Annotated in this window: 17 protein-coding genes; 5 read left to right on the forward strand and 12 right to left on the reverse strand. The window is 74.5% G+C overall.

The genetic code is table 11. The features are described 5' to 3' along the window. Together DQ244_RS18505 and DQ244_RS18510 are read right to left on the reverse strand one after the other, a co-directional pair. Entirely contained in the window at positions 1-282 is a 282-nt protein-coding gene (locus DQ244_RS18505) for a hypothetical protein (protein ID WP_113812985.1), read from the reverse strand. 28 nt (positions 283-310) lie between these two features. Next, positions 311-1,441: an aromatic acid exporter family protein gene (locus DQ244_RS18510; RefSeq protein WP_113812986.1), complete on the reverse strand. Its 1,131-nt coding sequence runs from the start codon at positions 1,439-1,441 to the stop codon at positions 311-313. A 241-nt stretch (positions 1,442-1,682) separates the two neighbouring features. Between DQ244_RS18510 and DQ244_RS18520 the strand changes: the two genes are divergently transcribed. Continuing rightward, positions 1,683-2,312, forward strand: a complete 630-nt coding sequence (locus DQ244_RS18520; RefSeq protein ID WP_158544616.1) for a DUF881 domain-containing protein — start codon at positions 1,683-1,685, stop codon at positions 2,310-2,312. A gap of 7 nt (positions 2,313-2,319) precedes the next feature. On the opposite strand, the gene DQ244_RS18525 is transcribed toward DQ244_RS18520, so the two are convergent. The 5 genes from DQ244_RS18525 to DQ244_RS18545 all read right to left on the reverse strand — a co-directional run bounded on the left by DQ244_RS18525 (position 2,320) and on the right by DQ244_RS18545 (position 7,818). Continuing rightward, positions 2,320-2,784 (reverse strand): SgcJ/EcaC family oxidoreductase, encoded by a 465-nt coding sequence (locus DQ244_RS18525; protein WP_113812988.1) that lies wholly within the window; start codon positions 2,782-2,784, stop codon positions 2,320-2,322. A gap of 245 nt (positions 2,785-3,029) precedes the next feature. Next, positions 3,030-4,925: an ABC transporter ATP-binding protein gene (locus tag DQ244_RS18530; protein ID WP_113812989.1), complete on the reverse strand. Its 1,896-nt coding sequence runs from the start codon at positions 4,923-4,925 to the stop codon at positions 3,030-3,032. A gap of 76 nt (positions 4,926-5,001) precedes the next feature. Then, entirely contained in the window at positions 5,002-5,793 is a 792-nt protein-coding gene (locus DQ244_RS18535) for an enoyl-CoA hydratase/isomerase family protein (RefSeq protein WP_233491724.1), read from the reverse strand. Then, positions 5,790-6,017 (reverse strand): helix-turn-helix domain-containing protein, encoded by a 228-nt coding sequence (locus tag DQ244_RS18540; protein ID WP_113812991.1) that lies wholly within the window; start codon positions 6,015-6,017, stop codon positions 5,790-5,792. Before DQ244_RS18540 ends, DQ244_RS18535 begins: the two co-directional genes overlap by 4 nt. Before the next feature lie 199 nt (positions 6,018-6,216). Beyond that, the gene (locus tag DQ244_RS18545; RefSeq protein ID WP_113812992.1) at positions 6,217-7,818 is read right to left on the reverse strand and encodes an ABC-F family ATP-binding cassette domain-containing protein; all 1,602 of its coding nucleotides are present in this window, start codon (positions 7,816-7,818) and stop codon (positions 6,217-6,219) included. Positions 7,819-7,949: 131 nt separating this feature from the next. Between DQ244_RS18545 and DQ244_RS18550 the strand changes: the two genes are divergently transcribed. The 4 genes from DQ244_RS18550 to DQ244_RS18565 all read left to right on the forward strand — a co-directional run bounded on the left by DQ244_RS18550 (position 7,950) and on the right by DQ244_RS18565 (position 14,935). Continuing rightward, positions 7,950-10,067, forward strand: coding sequence for an SCO7613 C-terminal domain-containing membrane protein (locus DQ244_RS18550; RefSeq protein WP_113812993.1), 2,118 nt, complete (start codon positions 7,950-7,952; stop codon positions 10,065-10,067). A gap of 68 nt (positions 10,068-10,135) precedes the next feature. Further along, a complete protein-coding gene (locus DQ244_RS19485) occupies positions 10,136-11,914 on the forward strand; it encodes an SCO7613 C-terminal domain-containing membrane protein (RefSeq protein WP_158544618.1) in 1,779 nt (592 codons plus the stop codon). A gap of 85 nt (positions 11,915-11,999) precedes the next feature. Beyond that, entirely contained in the window at positions 12,000-13,670 is a 1,671-nt protein-coding gene (locus DQ244_RS18560) for an alkaline phosphatase (protein WP_199580479.1), read from the forward strand. After that, positions 13,667-14,935 (forward strand): alkaline phosphatase family protein, encoded by a 1,269-nt coding sequence (locus DQ244_RS18565; protein ID WP_199580480.1) that lies wholly within the window; start codon positions 13,667-13,669, stop codon positions 14,933-14,935. Before DQ244_RS18560 ends, DQ244_RS18565 begins: the two co-directional genes overlap by 4 nt. A gap of 141 nt (positions 14,936-15,076) precedes the next feature. Here the strand turns inward: DQ244_RS18565 and DQ244_RS18570 are convergent, their stop codons facing one another. From DQ244_RS18570 to DQ244_RS18590, 5 genes are read right to left on the reverse strand one after another with little or no spacing between them, the layout of a single operon-like run. Continuing rightward, a complete protein-coding gene (locus tag DQ244_RS18570; RefSeq protein WP_113812995.1) occupies positions 15,077-15,460 on the reverse strand; it encodes a metal-sulfur cluster assembly factor in 384 nt (127 codons plus the stop codon). Further along, positions 15,460-15,927 (reverse strand): Fe-S cluster assembly sulfur transfer protein SufU, encoded by a 468-nt coding sequence (sufU, locus tag DQ244_RS18575; protein ID WP_113812996.1) that lies wholly within the window; start codon positions 15,925-15,927, stop codon positions 15,460-15,462. The genes DQ244_RS18570 and sufU overlap by 1 nt, the downstream gene beginning before the upstream one ends. 10 nt (positions 15,928-15,937) lie before the next feature. Beyond that, complete coding sequence (locus DQ244_RS18580) at positions 15,938-17,251, reverse strand: cysteine desulfurase (protein ID WP_113812997.1); 1,314 nt, start codon at positions 17,249-17,251, stop codon at positions 15,938-15,940. Next, positions 17,248-18,021, reverse strand: a complete 774-nt coding sequence (gene sufC / locus DQ244_RS18585; RefSeq protein WP_113812998.1) for a Fe-S cluster assembly ATPase SufC — start codon at positions 18,019-18,021, stop codon at positions 17,248-17,250. The genes DQ244_RS18580 and sufC overlap by 4 nt, the downstream gene beginning before the upstream one ends. Positions 18,022-18,035: 14 nt before the next feature. After that, positions 18,036-18,389 carry a non-heme iron oxygenase ferredoxin subunit gene (locus DQ244_RS18590; RefSeq protein ID WP_113812999.1) on the reverse strand — a complete coding sequence of 118 codons (354 nt, stop codon included), beginning with the start codon at positions 18,387-18,389 and terminating at the stop codon, positions 18,036-18,038.

The following is an 18,389-nucleotide window of genomic DNA, read 5'->3' on the forward strand; positions in this document are numbered from 1 at the left end:
TCAGGCCTGCCAGCCGAGCACCCGGTCGCCGACGGCGAGCACGAGGACGAGCAGGGCCGCCGCCGCGACCGGGATCACCGGCGTCCACCAGGACCCGCGCAGGGCCCAGCGCGCCAGGAGCGCCGCCATGACCAGCCAGACCAGCCACAGCGCGATCAGCACCGGTCCCGGGATCACCAGGCCGCCGGCCAGGTAGAAGTAGCCCACCACCAGGTGGACGGCGCCGGCCAGGAGGCCGACGACGAGCGGCACGGCGGACCGGGTGTCGGGCGGCTGCGTCACGGCGTGAGTATGGCCCGATCCGGCGCCGTCAGGACGTTCCGCGGTCCCGGTCGTCCTGGCGGGCCAGCTCCTCCGGCACCACGGCCGCGAGGCACCGGCGGATCGCCTCGGCGATGCTGCTGGCGGTGAACAGGTCGTCGTCGGAGCCCCGCCGCGCCTCCCGCAGGTCGCCGGTCAGCCGGTGCAGGGCCGCGTAGGCGTCCCGCGTCGTCCCGGCGTCCGCCGCGGCGCCGTCGATCGTCCGCAGCACGTCGGCCAGCCGGTCGAGAGCCTCCGCGGCGGCCGGGCGCAGCGACGGCCCTAGGGCGACCTTCTGGTGCTCCGCCACCTCGGTCTCGGCGATCAGCTCGGTGAGGTCCTCGACCAGGAAGGCCAGGCTCTCCAGCGCGCGCGCCTGCGCGTAGAGCCGGTCGGCCTGCTGCTGGTACTTCCGGACGCGGCGGTTGCCCCGCCGGGCGTCGTCGGCCTGCTGCACCGCCGTGCGCATCTGGACCAGCACCGGGTCGATGGCGTGCGAGCGCGCCCGCCACTCGTCCCGGGTCGGCGGGTGCTGCTGCCGGAGCCCCTCGGCCAGCGCGGTCAGCTGCACGGCGAGGGTCTCGCGGAGCCGGGTCACCTCCTCGTCGGCCGGGGTCAGCGCCAGCGGGGGCAGCAGCGCCGTCATGGCCAGCCCGACGACGGCGCCGAGCAGCACGAGGCCGGCGTAGGCGAGCACGTACCCGCCGGTGTCCTGCTGCCCCAGGACGAGGACGAAGAGCGCCGACGTGGGCACCCAGCTGCCGGCCGCGCCCAGCCGTCGCCAGCCCCCGGCCAGCGTGCCGAGGGCGACCACGAGCGCGATGGCGAGGAGCCCGGGGGCCTCGAGCCAGTCGACCACGACGCCGATCACCGCTCCGCCGAGGATCGCGAGGAGGACCCGCACGGATTCCCGCGCCGAGCCGGCCAGCGTGATCGACGACGTCACCACCGCGCCCAGCGGCGCGTAGTACGAGTAGTCCTGCAGCGGCGACGGGAGGAGCTGCGCCAGTGCCCACGCGACCGCGGCGGCCGCCGCGGTCCGCACCGTGAGCAGCCATCGCGGGTTGCGGTACCAGGCCCGTCGGCCGCGCGCGATCCAGACACGTGCCGCCCCGACCGGGAGGCGGGGCGATCCGGTCATCCGGCCATCCTCCGCCACCGGGGCCGTCGACGAGCCGGGGGCCGCGGCCGCCGCAGCGTCCTCGGCCGCATCCGAGCACCTACTGTGGATCCCGATGGACGGCGAACCGACGAGCGACGGAACCGAGGCGCCCGCGACGGCCGACGACGAGCCCGCGGCCGACCAGCAGGTTCCCGCCACTGCACCCTCGACCTCCGGTACAGGTTCACGCCCCCGCCGGACCTGGAGCAAGCCGACCTCCGTGGCCGCGAGCTCGCTGCTGGCCGTCGTCCTCGGCTTCGCGCTCACCGTGCAGATCCGCAACACCGCCGAGCCCGACGCCCAGGTGGGGGCCACGCGCGAGGAGGACCTGGTCCTCATCCTCGACGAGCTGAACGCCCGCGAGGAGGTGCTGCGCCGGCAGATCAACGAGACGCGGCAGACCGTCGAGGATCTCAGCACCGGGCAGCAGCAGTCCGACACCGCGGTCGAGGAGGCGCAGGCGCGCGCCGAGGCCATCGGCATCCTCAACGGCACGCTGCCGGCCCGTGGCCCGGGTCTGCGGATCACCGTGCAGGACCCCGACGGGGCGGTGCCCGTCTCGGTGCTGCTCGACGCCGTCCAGGAGCTGCGCGGTGCCGGCGCCGAGGCCATCCAGGTCGACGGCGTCCGGGTCGTCGCCTCCAGCGCGATCACCGGTTCCCCGGGATCGCTGCGCATCGACGGCGTCCCGCTGAGCGCCCCCTACGACATCCGGGCCGTGGGCCCGGCCGCCGCCATGCAGGTGGCCCTCAACGTGGCCGGCGGCGTCGTCGCCGACGTCAGCCGGGTCGGCGGGACGGCCCGGGCGACCCAGGTCGACGACGTCGTCGTGGATGCCCTCGTCGACTGAGCCCGGCTCACTGCGGGATGAGCAGTCCCCGCAGCTCGGCGGTGAGCGCCTCGCGGGCCTCCGGGTGCTGGCGCCAGGAGGCCGGCGTGGTCTGGAACAGCGAGATCCGCCAGCGGCCGCGGCCCTCGTCGACGGCGACCATGGTGTGCACCGCGTGGAACCGCGGGTCCAGGTCGCTGCTGCCCGGCGGGATCATCCCGGCGTGCGCGATCAGCATCGCGACGCCCTCGGCCACCGGCCGCACCGAGCGGACGACCGCGACGTAGGCGGGCGTCTCGTGGCTGGCGAAGACCTGCCGCAGGTCGGCGGCGATGGACAGCCGGCCCCGGTGGTGGCTGCCGTCGAAGCCGATGATGTCGCCGTCGTCGGCGAACCCGGCGGCGACCGCCGCGCCGCTGCGCCGGTTCCAGCCGTCGACGAAGTCCGCGTAGAGCGCGCGGATCTGGGCGTCCTGCGGGTGGGCTGCGGTCACGTCTCCTCCTCGCTGGCGTTCGCCGGTCTTCCCCGACGGTGCTGTGCTTCCCTCGTGACCGCGCCAGCCCGGTCACGTGCCCCGGCTGCGGCCGCCTGGGACAGGTGTGACGCTAGTGCTCGCTGGTGTTCGACCGTTCGACCCTCGCCGGTGTGCGACGCGGCGCGATCAGCGCTTTTCCGCCGCTACCGAGTGCCTGCGACGCACCGTGTTCGGTCGTGCGCGCAACGGCACCGACGAGCGGCTCAGCCGACCGCCGCTCGGCTGCGGTCGCCGTCCGCGAACTGGGTGCGGTAGAGGTCGGCGTAGCGCCCTTCGCCGGCGAGGAGCTCCTCGTGGGTGCCGGACTCCACGATCCGTCCGTCGTCGACCACGAGGATCTGGTCGGCGCTGCGGATGGTGGAGAGCCGGTGGGCGATCACCAGCGAGGTGCGGCCGGCCAGCGCGGTGTCCAGCGCGTGCTGCACCGCCGCCTCCGACTCGCTGTCCAGGTGCGCGGTCGCCTCGTCGAGGATCACGATGCCCGGTGCCTTGAGCAGCACCCGGGCGATCGCCAGCCGCTGCTTCTCGCCGCCGGAGAGCCGGTACCCGCGGTCGCCGACGACGGTGTCCAGGCCCTCGGGCAGCGACCGCACGAGCTCGGCGATCCGGGCACCGGCGAGCGCCTCCCACACCTGCTCGTCGGTGGCGTCCGGGCGGGCGTAGAGCAGGTTGGCGCGCATGGTGTCGTGGAAGAGGTGGGCGTCCTGGCTCACCACGCCGATCGCCTCGCGCAGCGAGGCCAGGGTCGCCTCGCGCACGTCCACCCCCCCGACACGCACCGTGCCGCCGGTCGCGTCGTACAGCCGCGGCACGAGGTTGGCGATCGTCGACTTGCCCGCGCCCGAGTGCCCGACCAGGGCCACCATCTGGCCCGGCGCCACGCGGAAGGTCACGTCGTGCAGGACGTCGATCGGCCCGCCGTGCTCGGGGAGCGACACTTCTTCCAGTGACGGCAACGAGACGTCGGACGCCGCCGGGTAGCTGAAGGACACGGAGTCGAACTCGATCGACCGCTCGTCCACCGGCACCGCCACGGCGTCGGGGATCTCGCGGATCATCGGCGGCAGGTCCAGCACCTCGAAGACGCGGTCGAAGCTGACCATCGCGCTCATCACGTCGACGCGGACGTTGGCCAGCGCGGTGAGCGGGCCGTAGAGCCGGGACAGCAGCAGCGCCAGCGCGACGACGTCACCGGGGCTGAGCGACCCGGTGAACGCCAGGTAACCGCCGAGGCCGTACACCAGCGCGGTGGCCAGGGCGGCCACCAGGGTGAGCGCGGTGAAGAAGGTGCGGCCGTACATGGCCGAGAGGACGCCGATGTCGCGGACCCGGGCGGCCCGGCCGCTGAACGCCTCCGCCTCCACGGCGGGCCGCCCGAACAGCTTGACCAGGAGCGCGCCGGCGACGTTGAACCGCTCGGTCATCGTGGCGTTCATCGAGGCGTTGAGCTCGTAGGACTCCCGGGTGATCTCCTGCAGCCGCCGGCCGATGCGGCGCGCGGGCAGGACGAACAGCGGGACCAGCACCAGCGACAGCAGGGTGATCTGCCAGGACAGCGTGAGCATGACGCCCGCGGTCAGCACCAGGCCGATGACGTTGGAGACGACGCCGGACAGGGTGGAGGTGAACGCCTGCTGCGCGCCGACGACGTCGTTGTTCAGCCGGCTGACCAGGGCGCCGGTCTGGGTGCGGGTGAAGAAGGCGACCGGCATGCGCTGCACGTGCGCGAACACCTTGCTGCGCAGGTCGTAGATCACGCCCTCGCCGATGCGGGCGGAGAACCAGCGCGTGCCCAGGGAGATCCCCGCGTCGACGACGGCAAGGCCGGCGATCAGCAGCGCGATGCGGACGATGTCGCCGGCCGTGCCCTCCAGCCCGGCGATCCGGTTGACGATGCCGCCGGCCAGCAGCGGGGTGATGACGCCGATGACCGAGGAGCCGATCACCAGCAGGAGGAAGAAGGTCAGCTCGCGCCGGTAGGGCCGGGCGATGCCGAGGATCCGGCGCACCGTGCCCTTGGGCAGGTGCCGCGACGTGACCGACGGATCACGCCGGAACGACCGCATGGCCGCCATGGAGGTCATCGGACTGCCGTCCACCACGCCTCCTTCGATCCGGACCCGCCCCGGCGGCTGCTGCAACCGGGGCGGGACCGCGCTTGTTCCGAGGAGCCTCTCAGCTGCTGCTGACGAGTTCGTGCAGTCGCTGCACCTGGGCGGCGCGCTCGGCGGCGTCCTGGGTCGGGAAGTCGTTGCGGACGGCGGAGCGCACGAGCGCGGCGGTGGCCCGGCTGGCACCCACGGGCGGGGCCAGCAGCGCCTGCACCAGGTCGGACACGGCGCTGTCGAGCTCGGCGCCGGGCACGACCAGGGAGGCCAGGCCGATCGCCTGGGCCTCCGCGGCGCCCACGGCGCGGCCGGTCAGGCACATCTCCAGCGCCCGGGAGTAGCCGACGAGCTCCACCAGGGTGCTCGTGCCGGTGAGGTCGGGCACCAGGCCGAGGGTGACCTCCGGCAGCCGCAGCTGGGCGTCCTCGGCGAACACCCGCAGGTCGCAGGCGAGCGCGAGTTGAGCGCCGGCCCCGATGGCGTGGCCCTGCACGGCGGCCACCGAGACGACGCCCGGCGACCGCAGCCAGCGGAACCCGTCCTGGTAGCCGCGGATCCGGTCCTGCGCGTCCTCGACCGGCAGGCCGACCAGCTCGCCGAAACCACCGCCGGTCGTGGACGAGGGATCGAACATGCTGCGGTCCAGGCCGGCCGAGAACGAGCGGCCCTCCCCCGTCAGCACGACCACGCGGACGTCGTCGTCGAGGGAGGCACCGATCTCGGCCAGCGCCGACCAGGTCGCCGGGGTCTGGGCGTTCAGCCGGTCGGGACGGTCCAGGGTGACGGTGAGGACGGCGCCGTCGCGGCGCGTCCGCACCCAGCCGGAGCCGGCGGAGGAACTCGTGGTGTCTGCGCTCACGCCTTCTTACTATTCCGGTTGGCCCCACCGCGGCTGCGCAGTGATGCCCCGGACTCCGACAGCAGCCGGTGGACGAACCCGTAGGAACGCTTCGTCGACTCCGCGAGCGACCGGATGCTCTCGCCCTCGTCGTACCGCTTGCGCAGGTCGGTGGCGAGCGTCGACCGGTCCCCGCCGGTGATCCGCTTGCCCTTGCCGAGGTCCGCAGTGCTCGAGTCGGCCATGGCTCCCCTCCGTGTCAGCCACCGGCCCGCCAGGCGCGCCGGTGCGTGCTGTCGCCCTGGTGCCGCCGTCCGGGTGACCACGGCTCCCGCCAACCCATGATCACCCAGACACGTGGTGTCGGCCACGTGAACGAGGAACGGGATAGGACCGTGCGTGCAGCGGCCGCGGGTACGGCGTGGCCCGGCCGGGCGGTGCTCCCTACGCGAGCTCGACCAGGTCGGCCAGGTCCTCGCTCCAGGCGTCCTCGGTGCCGTCGGGCAGCAGGATCACCTTGTCGGGGTCGAGGGCGCGCACGGCACCCTCGTCGTGGGTGACCAGCACGATCGCCCCGGCGTAGGTGCGCAGCGCGTCGAGCACCTGCTCGCGGCTGGCCGGGTCGAGGTTGTTGGTCGGCTCGTCGAGCAGCAGCACGTTCGCGCCCGAGATGACCAGCGTGGCCATGGCCAGCCGGGTGCGCTCGCCGCCGGAGAGGGTGCCGGTGCGCTGGTCGACCGTCTCCCCGGAGAAGAGGAAGGCGCCGAGGATCCGGCGCAGCTCGGTGTCGGTGCTGTCGGGTGCGGCGGAGCGCATGTTCTCCAGCAGCGATCGGTCCATGTCCAGGGTCTCGTGCTCCTGGGCGTAGTAGCCCACGCGCAGGCCGTGGCCGGCCTTCACCTCGCCGGTGTCGGGCTGCTCGGTCCCGGCCAGCATGCGCAGCAGCGTCGTCTTGCCGGCACCGTTCAGCCCGAGGACGACGACGCGTGCGCCGCGGTCCACCGCGAGGTCGACGTCGGTGAAGATCTCCAGCGAGCCGTAGCTCTTGCTCAGCCCCTCGGCGGTGAGCGGGGTCTTGCCGCAGGCCACCGGCGTCGGGAACCGCAGCTTGGCGACCTTGTCCTGCACCCGCACGTCGGCCAGTCCCGAGGCCAGCCGCTCGGCGCGCTTGTCCATGCTCTTCGCGGCCTTGGCCTTGGTCGCCTTGGCGCGCATCTTGTCGGCCTGGGCGGTGAGCGTGTCGATCTTCCGCTCGGTGTTGGCCCGCTCCTGCTTGCGGCGCCGCTCGTCGGTCTCCCGCTGGGCCAGGTAGGGCTTCCAGCCGAGGTTGTAGATGTCCACGGTGGCCCGGTTGGCGTCGAGGTGCCACACCTTGTTCACGACGGCGTCGAGCAGCTCGACGTCGTGGCTGATGACGATGAGCCCGCCGCGGTGGCTGGAGAGGAAGCCCTTCAGCCAGGTGATCGAGTCGCCGTCGAGGTGGTTGGTCGGCTCGTCGAGGAGCAGCGTCTCGGCGTCGGAGAAGAGGATGCGGGCGAGCTCCACGCGGCGGCGCTGACCGCCGGAGAGGGTGCGCAGCGGCTGGGCGAGCACGCGGTCGGGCAGGCCGAGGTTGGTGCAGATGCGGGCGGCGTCGCTCTCCGCGGCGTACCCGCCCAGGGCGGCGAACTGGTCCTCGATGCGGCCGTACCGGCGCACGGCCTTGTCGCGCTCGGCGTCGTCGGCGGGCTCGGCCATCGCGATCTGGGCCTTGACCATCTGGTTGCGCAGCTCGTCGAGCCCGCGGCCGGACAGCACGCGGTCGCTGGCGGTGATGTCGAGGTCGCCGCTGCGCGGGTCCTGCGGGAGGTAGCCGATCTCGCCGGACACCTCGACCTTGCCGGCGTGCGGCAGCCGCTCACCGGCCAGCGTCGTGAGGGTCGTGGTCTTGCCGGCGCCGTTGCGGCCCACCAGCCCGATCCGGTCGCCGGGCTGGACGCGCAGGGTGGCCTCGCTGATGAGGATGCGGGCCCCGGCGCGCAACTCCAGACCGGTCGTCGTGATCACTGATCCCAGGGTAGGCGCTCACGACCCGATACCACGAACGATTCCGGGGTGACATCGGCGGCATCATCCGCTCGGGCGTCTTCACGTCCCGATCGGTACCGCGCGGTCGCGGGGCGGGCCAGGATGCCGCCATGAACCCGCCCGGGAGCCCGTGGGTGCCCGCCTGTCCCGTCTGCGGGCGCCCGGTCGGCGACGTCGGACCGGGGCCCTGCCCGTCGTGCGGGCTGCCGGCCGCCGCGCAGGCGGCGCTGGTCCTGGCCCGCATCGGGACGACGATCGGTGAGCTGACCCGCGACCGCGACGAGCTGCTGGCGACGCTGCGGGCCGCCGCGCCCGGCGTCGCCGCTCCTCCCCCGGCTCCTGCACCGGTACCGCAGCCGCAGCCGCAGCCATGGGCGCCACCCGCCCCGCCCCCCTGGGTCCCGCCCGCTCCGGTCGCCGCCGAGAAGCCCCCCGCACCCCGGCGCAGGCTGACGCCGCAGCAGGTCCTGCTCGGGCTGGGCGCCCTGCTGCTGGTGGCGGCCGCGATCACCTTCGTCGCCGTCGCCTGGACGCGGTTCGGGCTGGCCTTCCAGGCCGGCGTGATGCTCACGGCCACGGCGGCGGCGTGCGGTACGTCCGCGTGGACCGCGCGCCGCGGGCTGCGGGCGACCGAGGAGGCGCTCGCCGCCGCCGGCGCGGCCCTGCTGGTGGTCGACCTCGCCGCCGCCCGCTGGCTGGGGCTGTTCGGCATCGAGGACGTGCGGCTGCGCTGGTGGTGGGTCGTGTCCTGCGCCGTCGTCCTGGTCGTGGCCCTGGGCCTGGCCCGGCTGACCCGCAGCACCGCCGTCTGGCCGCTGACGGCGCTGCTCGCCGCCCAACCGCTGCCGTTCCTGCTGCTCCCGGCCGGCTCGCTGCTGGAACCGGCCGGCGTCGCGGTGTTCCTCGCCGTCGCGGCGGCGGACCTCCTGGCGGCCCGCGCGCTGCGCCGGTACCTGGCGCCGGTGGCGTTCGTGCTGGCCGGCCTGGCGGCCGCCGCGGGCGTGCTGGCAGGCCTGGCGCAGGCGATCGACGCACCGGCCGCCGCGCAGTCGTGGACGGCGACCGGGGTCCTGACCGTCGCCGGGGCGGGAGCGATCGCCCTGGCCCTGCGGCCCCGCGGCCCGCTGCCGGCCCCGGTCCCCGTGGCGTCCACGGCGGCCGCGGTCGTCGGCCTGGCGCTCACCGGTTCGCTCGCGTACGCCGGGAGCCCCGGCGCCCAGGCGGCCACGTGGGCCGGTCTGCTGCTGCTCGCGCTGGCGGTCCTGGCCGCGCGGCTGCCCGTACCGGCCGCCGCGCTCACGGCCGCCGGGACGGCGATGGCCCTCCTGGGCGCCACCTTCCTCTCCGACCTGCCCGATCAGCGGGCCCTCGCGGCGGCGACGCTGGGCGCCACCGTCCCGGCAGCGCTGGCCGCGGTGCGGGTGCCCGTGCTCCGACTGCCCGCGACGGCGGCGGCGCTGATCGCGCCGGCGCTGGCGATCGACCTCGGCCGGAGCGGCGGGTGGATCGCGGTCCCGGTCGCCGGGCTGCTCCTCGCCCTGCTGGGCGCCGCCGCGTTCGGGCTGGCCGCGCTGCGCGCCCGGCACCGCGAGGAGCTGGTGCTGGCCACCGGGGGCGCCCTCGCGGGGCTCGCCGCCGGTCTCACCTCGGGATCGGCGGGCGCCTGGGGGCAGGTGGGCATCCAGCTCGGCGTCGTCGGCGTGGCCGCGGGCTGCTACGCCGTCGTCTCCGGTCGGCGCTGGGTCGCGGCCGGAGCGGTCGGCGACCTGGTCCTCGCCTCCTGGATCGCCGTCGGAGGTGCGGGCGTGCAGACGCCGGATGCCTACACGCTGCCCGCGGCGCTGGGGCTGCTGGTCATCGCGCTGCCGCGGCTGCGCGCCGGTGCGACGTCGTGGGCCGCCGAGGGAGCCGCCGTCGGGGTCGCCCTGGTGCCCTCGGCGCTGGCGGTGGTCGCGGAGCCGACCGCGCTCCGGCTGGTCCTCGTCGTCGTCGCCGCTGTGCTGCTCACCGTCGGCGGCACGCTCCGGCACCGGCAGGCACCGTTCGTCGTCGGCGCCGGCGTGCTGCTGTTCGTGACCGTCGGCCGCCTCGGCCCGTACGCGCCGCTCCTCCCCCGCTGGCTCACCCTCGGCGCGGCCGGCCTGGCCCTGCTGGTGGTCGGCGCGACCTACGAGCGGCGCCGGCAGCAGGCGCGGGAGGCCGTCGCCTGGGTCGTCCAGATGCGCTGACCCGGGCTGCCCACGGCGGCGTCCCGCCCTACGGTGGGACGTCGCAGGTGTGGGGAGAGGGGGCGGTCATGGGCGAGGTGCCCCCGTTCCCGTACCGCACCCGCCCGCCGCAGGTGCTGCTGGCCGTCGGCGCCGTGCTGCTGGTGAGCGCCGGCGCCACCCTGGCCTCGGCCCACGGCGGCCCGCTCGTGCGCGCCGTGGTGCTCTCGCTGGCCGCCGTCGCGGCCGTCGTCGCGGTGCGGGCCGACCGCGGGGAGCTGCGCAGCTCGGCGGAGACCTTCGCGGCGACCGCGGCGGGCCTGGGCCTGGCCGGCACCGACATCGGCGGCTCCCCCACCACCGGCGATCCGCTGCTGCCGCTCGCGCTGGCCGCGGGCTTCGTCGCCCTGCGGCGGATCTCCGAGATCCCGGCGGCCTGGCCGCTCGGCGCGTGGGCGGCGTTCCAGGTGGCAGCCCTCCGGTCGCTGGACACGGTCCCCGAGGCGCTGCGCACCGAGCTCTTCCTCGGCGTCGCGGCGGTGGGGCTGGGCACCGCCCTGTGGGCCCGGCCGCTGGTCGCCCGGCTCACCACGGCCACCACGGCCCTCTGGCTCGCGGCCGGCGTCCTCGGCGGCTGGCGGGAGGCCTGGACCGCGCCGGGGCTCGAGCGCTGGCTGGCCGCCGGGCTGGTCACGGCGGCGGCCGCCGGTCTGCTGGTGGCCCGGTTGCGCCGCCCGCTCGACGTGCTGCTCGGCCCACCCCGGCTGGTCCCGGTGACCGCGGGCGCCATGACGGCCGTCGCCGCCACCGGGGCGGTGTCGGCCGGCGGGCCTGTCGCCGTCGCGGTGGCCGGGTTCGCCGGGGTGCTGGTCGCCGCCGTGGCCGCCGCGGAGCTCTCCGGGTGGCGGCGTGGGCTCCTGCTGCCGGTGGCCCTCACCGGTGGGGTGCTGCTCGCCGTCCTCTCCATCGCCCGGCTGGTCGACGGCCGGCACTGGTCGGAGATCGCGCTGCTGCTCCTGCTCACCGCGGTCCCGACGGTGTGGGTGGCCGTGCTCCGCCGCGACGACCGGCCGGTGGCCGCCCCGACCGCCGTCGGCTGCCTGGCCGGGGCGGCCCTGCTCGGCCTGCCGGACGGCTGGGCGTCACCCGCCGTCGTCGCCGTCCTCCTCACCGGGCTCTACGTGCTCGCGCTGCTCACCACCGCCCGGCTGGACCGGGACTCCCGCCGGGCGACGGCGACCGCCGGGGCCGCCGTCGCCGCCGCGGCCGTGGTGCTGCCGGTGGCGCACGGCGACCGCGGCCTCGTGGCCGCGCACCTCGCCGCGCAGGGCGCCACGACGCTGGCCTGGGCCTGGTGGACCGGGAGGTCCGCGGACGACGACGCGGATGCGACGGCCGCCTGGCGCGTGGGCGCCCTCCAGCTGGTGGTCGCGGGCTGGATCACCGCCGCGCTGGCCGGCCTGGGCGCGGTGGAGGCCTACAGCATCCCGGCGGCCGCGGGACTGCTGCTGGCATCTGGGCGCGGGTTGCTGCGGGCGGCGTCCTGGCCGACCTGGGGCCCGGGTCTGGTGGTCGCGGCGGCACCGTCCACCGCGCTGGCCGTCGTCACGCCCGACGCCCTCCGCGCCGTCCTCGTGCTGGTCGTCGCCGCCGTCGCGATGGTGGCCGGGGCCCGGGCCGGGATCCGCGCCCCGCTGCTCGTGGGCGCCGGCACCGCCCTGGTGCTCGCGCTGGGCCTGGCGGTGCGGGCGCTGCCCTGGCCGGTGGCGACCGCCCTCGTCGTGGGCAGCGCGCTGCTGGTCATCGGGATGCTGCGGGAGCGCCACCCGGTCGCCGGGTTCGGCGCCCGGCTCGCCGACCTGCGCTGATCCCGGCGCCCAACGGCACCGGAACCCGCGGTGAACATCGCGGCCGGACCGCATCCTTTTCCGCGCTCGGTCGATGAAGCAGGGCGTGACTCCCTCCGAGGTGCAGCTCAGCCGCCGGCGCGCCCTCCAGCTCGCTGCCGCCACCGGCACCGGCCTGGCCGCTGCGGCCGCGACGACCGGGTCCGCGTCGGCCACGCCGCCCGGGCGGCGGTCGCCGGTGTTCGGGCACGGCGTCGCCTCCGGGGACCCGCTGCCGCGCTCCGTCGTCCTCTGGACCCGGGTCACGCCCACACCGGCCGCGACGCCGGGCTCGGGGCAGGGACCGGCCGCCGACGTCGAGTGGGAGGTGGCCGCGGACCCCGGCTTCCGGCGGATCGTGCGCCGGGGGTCGGTGCGCACCGGCCCCGCCCGCGACCACACCGTCAAGGTCGACGCCGACGGCCTGAGCCCCGCGACCGGCTACTGGTACCGCTTCCGCTGCGCCGGTGCGCTCTCCGCCGTCGGCCGGACCCGGACCGCCCCGGCCGCCGACGCCACCGTGCCCCGCCTCCGGATGGCCGTCGTCTCCTGCGCCAACCTGCAGGCCGGGTGGTTCACCGCGTACCGGCACCTGGCCGCGCGCAGCGACCTCGACCTGGTCGTCCACCTCGGCGACTACCTCTACGAGTACGCGCCCGGCGAGTACCAGGCGCGCGACGTCGTCGTCCGCCCGCACGACCCGGCCACCGAGATCGTCAGCCTGTCGGACTACCGGCGGCGGCACGCGCAGTACAAGACCGATCCCGACCTGCAGGCGCTGCACGCCGTCGCCCCCTGGGTGGTCACCTGGGACGACCACGAGTCGGCCAACGACGCCTGGTCCGGCGGGGCCGAGAACCACACCGAGGGCGCCGAAGGTGCCTGGCGGGCCCGCAGGGCCGCCGCCCAGCAGGCGTACGCCGAGTGGATGCCGGTGCGGTACGAGGCGGGTGGGCAGCTGTACCGGCGGCTGCGCTTCGGACGCCTGGCGAGCCTCTCGATGCTCGACCTGCGCAGCCACCGCGACCAGCAGGCCTCCTCCCCGGTGGACCCGGCGCTCGATGATCCGTCCCGGACGATCGCCGGCCCGGAGCAGCTGCAGTTCCTGCTGGACGGGCTGGCCGACCAGCAGGTGCAGTGGAAGCTGGTCGGCAACCCGGTGATGATCGCGCCGGTCCGCTTCCCCAGCGGCCTGGAGTCCCGCGCGGCCGAGGGCGTCGCGGCGCTGGTCGACCTGCCGGTGCCGCCGGTCGCCGGCGTCCCCTACAACGTGGACCAGTGGGACGGGTACCCCGCCGAGCGGGCCGCGGTCCTCGGCCACCTGCGCGACCGCGGCATCCGCGACGCCGTCTTCCTGACCGGCGACATCCACTCCGGCTGGGCCAACGAGCTGCCGGCCGACCCGTCGACCTACCCGCTCACCGGCGACAGCGTCGGGGTGGAGCTGGTGTGCACGTCGGTCACCAGCGACAACCTCGACGACATCCTGGGCACCCCGCCCCGGACGGCGTCGGCGGCGGTGGAGACCGCGGTGAAGGTGAACAACCCGCACGTGAAGTACCTGGACTTCGACTCCCACGGGTTCTCCGTGCTGGAGCTCACCGAGGCAGGAGCGCAGATGGACTGGTTCGTGCTGACCGACCGCACCGACCCCCGGGCGGCGGCCGTCTGGTCGACGTCGTGGCGGGTGCCGGCGGGGAGCTCCCGCGTCGAGCGGGCCGCGGGGCGGCTGCGGTGAGCGGCGAGGTGCTGAGCCGGCGGCGGTTCCTGCAGGTCTCGACGGCGGCCGGCGGTGCCGTCGTCCTGTCGTCGGCGCTCGGCGCGCCGCCGGCGCGGGCGACGGGCCGGCTGCGCGTCTACGTGCTGGTGGTCGACGGCACCCGGCCCGACGAGGTCGTCCCCGCGCTGATGCCCCGGCTGAGCCAGTTGCGCGCCGAGGGCACGTGGTTCTCGGGAGCACGCTCGCTTCCGGTGATGGAGACCATCCCGAACCACGTGATGATGATGACCGGGGTGCGGCCGGACCGGTCCGGCGTCCCGGCCAACTCGATCTACGACCGCGCCGAGGCCACGGTCCGCGACCTCGACCGCCCCTCGGACCTGCGCTTCCCCACCCTCCTCGAGCGGCTGAACGCCACCGGCCGGACGACGGGGACGGTGCTGTCCAAGGAGTACCTGTACGGCATCTTCGGCGAGCGGGCCACGCACCGGTGGGAGCCGTTCCCGATCATCCCGGTCAGCGGCCACGCCCCCGATCAGGCCACCACCGACGCTCTGATCGCCATGGTCGACGCCCACGACCCGGACCTGGTCTTCGTCAACCTCGGCGACACCGACCGCGTCGGGCACAGCGACCTGACCGGCAGCACGCTGCGGGCCGCGCGGACGCTGGCCCTGCGCAGCACCGACCTGCAGGTGGGGCGGTTCGTCGACCACCTGCGTGCCACCGGCCGCTGGTCCTCGAGCGTGCTCCTCGTGCTGGCCGACCACTCCATGGACTGGTCGCTGCCGACGGGCGTGATCTCCGTGGACGCGATCCTCCGGGCTCGACCGGACCTGCGCTCCTCGGTGCAGATCGCCCAGAACGGCGGCGCGGACCTCCTGTACTGGACCGGCCCGGCCGATCGCCGCGCCGCGGGGCTGGCCGAGGTGCGCCGGCTGGTGACCGCCCACCCGGGCGTGCTGTCGGTCCAGCCGCCGCGCGAGCTCAGGCTCGGGCCGGAGGCCGGCGACCTGATCGCCTACTGCCGGGCCGGCTGGCGGTTCAGCGACCCAGAGGTCTTCTCCAACCCGATCCCCGGCAACCACGGGCACCCGGCGACCGAGCCGATCCCGTTCCTCGTCGCCGGCGAGCACCCGCTCGTGCGCCGGGGCGCGGTCAGCGGCGCACCGGCCCGGACGGTCGACGTCGCGCCGACCGTCGGGGCGATGTTCGGCCTGGGCGCACCACGGGGTGGTTACGACGGCGCCGTGCGGAAGGAAGCCCTCGCCGGCCGTCGCTGACCGGTCAGGACCTCGGCGCTCGCAGCAGCGCGCGGTCGACCCGCGGATGCGTCGCCCACCGACGACGACGGCCCGCACCCCGAGGGGTGCGGGCCGTGACGTGCTGCAACGGTCCCTCCGCGGGAGGCGGAGGGCCCGTCGTCACACGCGAAAGCCGAGGGCTCGCAGCTGCTCGCGGCCGTCGTCGGTGATCTTGTCCGGGCCCCACGGCGGCATCCAGACCCAGTTGATCCGGATGTCGTCGACCAGGCCGGGGCCGGGGCCACCGGTCAGCGCCTGGCGGGCCTGGTCCTCGATGACGTCGGTCAGCGGGCAGGCCGCCGAGGTCAGCGTCATGTCGATGATCGCGACGTTGGACTCGTCGACGTCGAGGCCGTACACGAGGCCCAGGTCGACGACGTTGACGCCGAGCTCCGGGTCGACGACGTCGCGCATGGCCTCCTCGAGGTCCTCGAGCAGCGCCGACTTGTAGGCCGGCAGCTCCGGGGTCTCGGTGGCCGGAGCGTTCTCGGTGGTCTCGCTCATCAGTTGCTGCCTCCGGTCTGGGGGGCGGACATGGCCCGGGCGGATGCGTCCTTGAGCGCCATCCAGCTCAGCAGCGCGCACTTCACGCGCGCCGGGTACTTGGACACACCGGCGAACGCGACGGCGTCCTCCAGCTCGTCCTCGAGCTTCTCGGCGACCGCGGGGTCACCCTTCGCCTGCATCAGGGTCATGAAGTGCTCGCCGGTCTCCAGCGCCTCGGGCACCGACCTGCCGACCACCAGGTCGTACATGGCCGAGACCGAGGCCTGGCTGATCGAGCAGCCCATGCCCTCGTAGGAGACGTCGGCGATCGTGTCGCCGTCGATCTTCACCCGGAGGGTCACCTCGTCACCGCAGGTCGGGTTGACGTGGTGCACCTCGGCGTCGAACGGGTCGCGCAGACCACGCCCGTGCGGGTTCTTGTAGTGGTCCAGGATGATCTCCTGGTACATCGATTCGAGCTGCATCAGTCGCGCCTCACACAGTTCCGAAGAACTTCTGGGCCGCGCGAATTCCGTCGGCCAGCGCGTCGATGTCGTCGTAGCCCGTGTGCACGTAGAAGGTGGCCCGGGTGGTCGCCGGGACGCCATAGCGCCGCACGACCGGCCAGGCGCAGTGGTGCCCCACGCGCACGGCGATGCCGAGGTCGTCGAGCACCTGGCCGACGTCGTGCGGGTGGATGTCCTCGACGGTGAAGGAGATCGCCCCTCCGCGCGCGACGGTGTCCGGCGGGCCGATCACGGTGACGCCGGGGATCTCGGCGAGCTTGTCCAGCGCGTAGGCGGTGAGCGCCTCCTCGTGGGCGAGCACCGTGTCCATGCCGAGGGCCTGCAGGTAGTCCACGGCCGCACCGAGCCCGACCACCTGCGCGGTCATCGGGACGCCGGCCTCGAAGCGCTGCGGCGGCGGCATGAAGGTGGAGCCCTCCATGCGCACGACCTCGATCATCGAGCCGCCGGTGAGGAACGGGGGCAGCTTGTCCAGCACCGCGTACCGGCCCCACAGCACGCCGACGCCGGTGGGCCCGAGCATCTTGTGCCCGGAGAACACCAGGAAGTCCGCACCCAGGGCCTGCACGTCGACCGGCTGGTGCGGCACCGACTGGGCGCCGTCGACCATGACCAGGGCGCCGACCTCGTGGGCGCGCTCCACGATCGGCGCGATCGGGTTGATCGTGCCGAGGATGTTCGACTGCTGGGTGACCGAGACCAGCTTGGTGCGCTCGTTGACCACCGTGTCGAGGTCGGAGAGGTCCAGCCGGCCGTCGTCGGTGAGCCCGAGCCAGCGCAGGGTCGCCCCGGTGCGCTCGCAGAGCTGCTGCCAGGGCAGCAGGTTGGCGTGGTGCTCCATCTCGGTGACCACGATCTCGTCACCCTGGCCCACCGCGTAGGTCCGGAACTCCGGCTCCTTGGCCGTTGCGGCGTTGGAGAGCGCGTAGGCCACCAGGTTGATCGCCTCGGTGGTGTTCCGGGTGAAGACGATCTCGTTCTCGGGAGCGCCGATGAACGCGCCGATCTTCGACCGGGCCTCCTCGTAGGCGCCGGTGGCCTCCTCGGCGAGCTGGTGGGCTCCCCGGTGCGGCGCGGCGTTGACGTTCTCGTAGAACCAGCGCTCGGCGTCGAGCACCTGGCGCGGCTTCTGCGAGGTGGCCCCGGAGTCGAGGTAGACCAGGCGCTTCCCGTCCCGGACGGTGCGCGTCAGGATCGGGAAGTCGGCCCGGATCGCCTCGACGTCCAGAGGCAGGGGCGCTCGCTGCGCCCCGGCTCCGGGACGCGAGGCGGTCTGGGTCATGCGGACGCGACCTCCGTCGAACCCTTCACGTAGGCGGCGTAGCCCTCGTTCTCCAGCTTCTCCGCCAGCTCCGGGCCACCCTCCTCGACGACCTTGCCGTTGACGAAGACGTGCACGAAGTCGGGCTTGATGTAGCGCAGGATCCGCGTGTAGTGCGTGATCAGCAGGACGCCGATCTCGCCCTCGGCGCGGGAGCGGTTGACGCCCTCGGAGACGATCCGCAGCGCGTCGACGTCGAGGCCGGAGTCGGTCTCGTCGAGGATCGCGATGCCCGGCTTGAGCAGGCGCATCTGCAGGATCTCGTGGCGCTTCTTCTCACCACCGGAGAAGCCCTCGTTGACGTTGCGCTCGGCGAACGCCGGGTCCATCTCCAGGCCGGCCATCTCGGTCTTGACGTCCTTGACCCAGGTGCGGAGCTTGGGGGCCTCGCCCTTGATGGCCGTGGCGGCGGTGCGCAGGAAGTTCGACACCGAGACGCCGGGGACCTCGACGGGGTACTGCATGGCGAGGAACAGGCCGGCGCGGGCGCGCTCGTCGACGCTCATCTCGAGGACGTCCTCGCCGTCGAGCGTGACGGTCCCGCCGGTGATCGTGTACTTCGGGTGCCCGGCGATCGAGTAGGCAAGGGTCGACTTGCCCGACCCGTTGGGGCCCATGATCGCGTGCGTCTCGCCCGAGCGGACGGTCAGGTCGACGCCGCGGAGGATCTCCTTGGCGTCGTCACCCTCGCCCACGCTGACGTGCAGGTCGCGGATCTCCAGAACGGACACTTCGCTTCTCTCTTTCACTCGCCGGCCGCGAGCGGGAGGCGGCCGTCCGACTCGGTGTCGACGAGCACGTCCTCCCCTTCCACGCGGACGGGGTAGACGTCGACCGGCTCGGTGGCCGGCAGGTTGGTGGGTTCACCGGTGCGCAGGTCGAAGCACGACCCGTGGAGGAAGCACTCGATGGTCGGGGCGCCGTCGAAGGTCTCGACGTCCCCGTCCGTCAGCGGGACGTCGGCGTGCGAGCAGCGGTCCTCGAGGGCGTAGAGCTTCCCCTCGAAGTTGACGACAGCGACGTCGATGTCGGAGAGCTCGACCCGCAGGGAGCCGTTCTCCGGCACGTCGGACAGTGCGCAGACCCGCTCGAACGCCAT

The sequence above is a fragment of the Blastococcus sp. TBT05-19 genome (assembly GCF_003319095.1).
Taxonomy (GTDB): domain Bacteria; phylum Actinomycetota; class Actinomycetes; order Mycobacteriales; family Geodermatophilaceae; genus Blastococcus.